The 5245-nt window shown below is 52.7% G+C and carries 2 tRNA genes and 3 rRNA genes; all 5 read right to left on the bottom strand.

The features are described from left to right. Positions 1-104, bottom strand: a 5S ribosomal RNA gene (rrf, locus tag LZ012_RS19695); the annotation flags it as partial. Positions 105-199: 95 nt separating this feature from the next. Next, positions 200-3080: ribosomal RNA gene (locus tag LZ012_RS19690) — 23S ribosomal RNA — on the bottom strand. Between the two features lie 208 nt (positions 3081-3288). Further along, positions 3289-3364, bottom strand: a tRNA-Ala gene (locus LZ012_RS19685). A gap of 12 nt (positions 3365-3376) precedes the next feature. Beyond that, a tRNA-Ile gene (locus LZ012_RS19680) sits at positions 3377-3453 on the bottom strand. Positions 3454-3512: 59 nt separating this feature from the next. Further along, positions 3513-5050: ribosomal RNA gene (locus LZ012_RS19675) — 16S ribosomal RNA — on the bottom strand. Between the last annotated feature and the right edge of the window lie 195 nt (positions 5051-5245).

Here is a 5245-nt window from a genome sequence, read left to right as displayed (position 1 = left end):
TGACCTACTTTCGCGAGCGGAAGCTCACTATCATTGGCGCGATGCTGTTTCACGGTCCTGTTCGGGATGGGAAGGGGTGGTACCAGCAGGCTATTGACGCCAGACGTAACTTGTAACGCTGCAGCGGTGCTGCAACGCAAAACTAGAAGAAGGTGTTGTGATTGTATTGGTATGAGTTGTTGTAGTGATCCAAGGTTATAGGATCAAGCCGTACGGGCAATTAGTATCAGTTAGCTTAACGCATTACTGCGCTTCCACACCTGACCTATCAACGTCGTGGTCTTCGACGACCCTTCAAGGAGTTCAAGACTCCGGGATATCTCATCTTAAGGCAAGTTTCACGCTTAGATGCTTTCAGCGTTTATCTCTTCCGAACATAGCTACCCGGCGATACGACTGGCGTCATAACCGGTACACCAGAGGTTCGTCCACTCCGGTCCTCTCGTACTAGGAGCAGCCCCCTTCAAATATCCAGCGCCCACGGCAGATAGGGACCAAACTGTCTCACGACGTTTTAAACCCAGCTCACGTACCTCTTTAAATGGCGAACAGCCATACCCTTGGGACCGGCTACAGCCCCAGGATGAGATGAGCCGACATCGAGGTGCCAAACACCGCCGTCGATATGAACTCTTGGGCGGTATCAGCCTGTTATCCCCAGAGTACCTTTTATCCGTTGAGCGATGGCCCTTCCATACAGAACCACCGGATCACTATGACCTGCTTTCGCACCTGCTCGACTTGTGGGTCTCGCAGTCAAGCACGCTTTTGCCATTGCACTTTATGGGCGATGTCCGACCGCCCTAAGCGTACCTTCGTACTCCTCCGTTACCTTTTGGGAGGAGACCGCCCCAGTCAAACTGCCTACCATGCACGGTCCCCGGCCAGGATTCACTGGCCCAGGTTAGAACCTCAAACAAATCAGGGTGGTATTTCAAGGTTGACTCCACCGAGACTAGCGTCCCGGTTTCACAGTCTCCCACCTATCCTACACAAACCGGTTCAAAGTCCAATGCAAAGCTGCAGTAAAGGTTCATGGGGTCTTTCCGTCTTGCCGCGGGGAGATTGCATCTTCACAAACATTTCAACTTCGCTGAGTCTCAGGAGGAGACAGTGTGGCCATCGTTACGCCATTCGTGCAGGTCGGAACTTACCCGACAAGGAATTTCGCTACCTTAGGACCGTTATAGTTACGGCCGCCGTTTACTGGGACTTCGATCAAGAGCTTGCACCCCATCACTTAATCTTCCAGCACCGGGCAGGCGTCACACCCTATACGTCCACTTTCGTGTTTGCAGAGTGCTGTGTTTTTATTAAACAGTCGCAGCCACCATTTCACTGCAACCCCATCGGCCTTCGAGCGCGAAGCTCTACAACCTACCGGGGCACACCTTCTCCCGAAGTTACGGTGTCAATTTGCCGAGTTCCTTCTCCTGAGTTCTCTCAAGCGCCTTAGAATTTTCATCCTGCCCACCTGTGTCGGTTTGCGGTACGGTCGACTCTAGACTGAAGCTTAGTGGCTTTTCCTGGAAGCTTGGTATCAATCACTTCAGCACCGTAGTGCCTCGTCGTCACGCCTCAGCTAAGCCCCCCGGATTTGCCTAAGGGGCACGCCTACACGCTTAAACCACCTATTCCAACAGATGGCTGACCTAACCTTCTCCGTCCCCACATCGCATCTAGAATCGGTACAGGAATATTGACCTGTTTCCCATCGACTACGCATTTCTGCCTCGCCTTAGGGGCCGACTCACCCTACGCCGATGAACGTTGCGTAGGAAACCTTGGGCTTTCGGCGAGGGAGCTTTTCACTCCCTTTATCGCTACTCATGTCAGCATTCGCACTTCTGATATCTCCAGCATCCTTTACAAGACACCTTCACAGACCTACAGAACGCTCCCCTACCATATCTTTCGATATCCGCAGCTTCGGTGCACAGTTTGAGCCCCGTTACATCTTCCGCGCAGGACGACTCGACTAGTGAGCTATTACGCTTTCTTTAAAGGGTGGCTGCTTCTAAGCCAACCTCCTAGCTGTCTATGCCTTCCCACCTCGTTTCCCACTTAACTGTGTCTTGGGGACCTTAGCTGGCGGTCTGGGTTGTTTCCCTCTTGACAATGGACGTTAGCACCCACTGTCTGTCTGCCACACTCGCACTTTCCGGTATTCAGAGTTTGCCATGGTTTGGTAAGTCGCGATGACCCCCTAGCCATAACAGTGCTTTACCCCCGGAAGTGATATGTGACGCACTACCTAAATAGTTTTCGGGGAGAACCAGCTATTTCCGGATTTGTTTAGCCTTTCACCCCTATCCACAGCTCATCCCCTAACTTTTCAACGTTAGTGGGTTCGGACCTCCAGTACCTGTTACGGCACCTTCATCCTGGCCATGGATAGATCATCCGGTTTCGGGTCTACGCCATGCTACTAAACGCCCTTATCAGACTCGCTTTCGCTACGCCTCCCCTATTCGGTTAAGCTCGCAACATAACGTAAGTCGCTGACCCATTATACAAAAGGTACGCAGTCACCCCACAAGGAGGCTCCCACTGTTTGTATGCATGCGGTTTCAGGTTCTATTTCACTCCCCTCCCGGGGTTCTTTTCGCCTTTCCCTCACGGTACTGGTTCACTATCGGTCGATCACGAGTATTTAGCCTTGGAGGATGGTCCCCCCATGTTCAGACAAGGTTTCACGTGCCCCGCCCTACTTTTCGCTAACTTAGTACCACGGATCTGTTTTCAAATACGGGGCTATCACCCACTACGGCCGGACTTTCCATTCCGTTCTCTTAACAGTTCCGCTATCACTAGCAGGCTCTTCCCCGTTCGCTCGCCACTACTTGGGGAATCTCGGTTGATTTCTTTTCCTCCGGCTACTTAGATGTTTCAGTTCACCGGGTTCGCCTCCCAATCCTATGTATTCAGATTGGGATACTCCTTGCGGAGTGGGTTTCCCCATTCGGATATCGGGGGATCAAAGCTTCATTGCCAGCTCCCCCCCGCTTTTCGCAGGCTTGCACGTCCTTCATCGCCTGTGATCGCCAAGGCATCCACCACATGCACTTAGTCGCTTGATCCTATAACCTTGGGGTCTCGGCAGAGACCCGGCTACAGGCAACTCATTTGTGCTGTCTCGTACTAGCTGTAATACGAGAACAGATGCAATCACAACGTGTATCAGCAGCTCATCACTGCGATACACAACCTTCTTCCGTTTTGTTAAAGAGCGTAGCAATTTGATTTCTCAAAAGCCAAAGATAAACACTGCTGCTTATCTTTGGGTTTTGGTGGAGGATGACGGGATCGAACCGACGACCCCCTGCTTGCAAAGCAGGTGCTCTCCCAGCTGAGCTAATCCCCCGTTTTAAGACGTTGGTGGGTCTGGTTGGAATCGAACCAACGACCCCCGCCTTATCAAGACGGTGCTCTAACCGACTGAGCTACAGACCCTCGTCTGTTTGCTACTACTGAACAACCGATAAGTTGTGGGTGCCAGGATGCTTCTCTAGAAAGGAGGTGATCCAGCCGCAGGTTCCCCTACGGCTACCTTGTTACGACTTCACCCCAGTCACGAACCCCGCCGTGGTAAGCGCCCTCCTTGCGGTTAGGCTACCTACTTCTGGCGGAACCCGCTCCCATGGTGTGACGGGCGGTGTGTACAAGACCCGGGAACGTATTCACCGCGACATGCTGATCCGCGATTACTAGCGATTCCGACTTCATGCAGGCGAGTTGCAGCCTGCAATCCGGACTACGATCGGCTTTCTGGGATTGGCTCCACCTCGCGGCTTGGCAACCCTCTGTACCGACCATTGTATGACGTGTGAAGCCCTACCCATAAGGGCCATGAGGACTTGACGTCATCCCCACCTTCCTCCGGTTTGTCACCGGCAGTCTCGTTAAAGTGCCCAACTAAATGATGGCAATTAACGACAAGGGTTGCGCTCGTTGCGGGACTTAACCCAACATCTCACGACACGAGCTGACGACAGCCATGCAGCACCTGTGTTCCAGCTCCCTTTCGGGCACTCCCAAATCTCTCCGGGATTCTGAACATGTCAAGGGTAGGTAAGGTTTTTCGCGTTGCATCGAATTAATCCACATCATCCACCGCTTGTGCGGGTCCCCGTCAATTCCTTTGAGTTTTAACCTTGCGGCCGTACTCCCCAGGCGGTCAACTTCACGCGTTAGCTACGGTACTAAATGGTTTTACCCACCCAACACCTAGTTGACATCGTTTAGGGCGTGGACTACCAGGGTATCTAATCCTGTTTGCTACCCACGCTTTCGTGCATGAGCGTCAGTATCGGCCCAGGGGGCTGCCTTCGCCATCGGTGTTCCTCCACATCTCTACGCATTTCACTGCTACACGTGGAATTCCACCCCCCTCTGCCGTACTCTAGCTTAGCAGTCACAAGCGCAGTTCCCAGGTTGAGCCCGGGGATTTCACGCCTGTCTTACTAAACCGCCTGCGCACGCTTTACGCCCAGTAATTCCGATTAACGCTCGCACCCTACGTATTACCGCGGCTGCTGGCACGTAGTTAGCCGGTGCTTCTTATTCCGGTACCGTCATCCACACAGGGTATTAACCCGTGCGATTTCTTCCCGGCCGAAAGAGCTTTACAACCCGAAGGCCTTCTTCACTCACGCGGCATGGCTGGATCAGGGTTGCCCCCATTGTCCAAAATTCCCCACTGCTGCCTCCCGTAGGAGTCTGGACCGTGTCTCAGTTCCAGTGTGGCGGATCATCCTCTCAGACCCGCTACAGATCGTCGCCTTGGTAGGCCTTTACCCCACCAACTAGCTAATCTGATATCGGCCGCTCAATCAGCGCAAGGTCTTGCGATCCCCTGCTTTCCTGCTCACAGAATATGCGGTATTAGCGTAACTTTCGCTACGTTATCCCCCACTGAAAGGTACGTTCCGATACATTACTCACCCGTTCGCCACTCGCCACCAGACCGAAGTCCGTGCTGCCGTTCGACTTGCATGTGTAAGGCATGCCGCCAGCGTTCAATCTGAGCCAGGATCAAACTCTTCAGTTCAATCCAACAAACTCGCAAATTCACTGACGGTAGATTTCTCTACCTCGATGGATTGCTCCATCTTTTTCACCAGTGCGTTTGCCTTAATACTTTTTTGCAACCGAAGTTGCTTTCGCATCAAGACACCCACACTTATCGGTTGTCCAATTTGTTAAAGATCAGTGCCGCGCCGTTTCGTTTGATTCGTCAGCAGCA

The sequence above is a fragment of the Dechloromonas hankyongensis genome (genome assembly GCF_022012295.1).
Taxonomy (GTDB): Bacteria; Pseudomonadota; Gammaproteobacteria; order Burkholderiales; family Rhodocyclaceae; genus Azonexus; species Azonexus hankyongensis.
The sequence above is the reverse complement of the archived record's forward strand: the minus strand, read 5'-3'. Positions and strand labels throughout refer to the sequence as shown.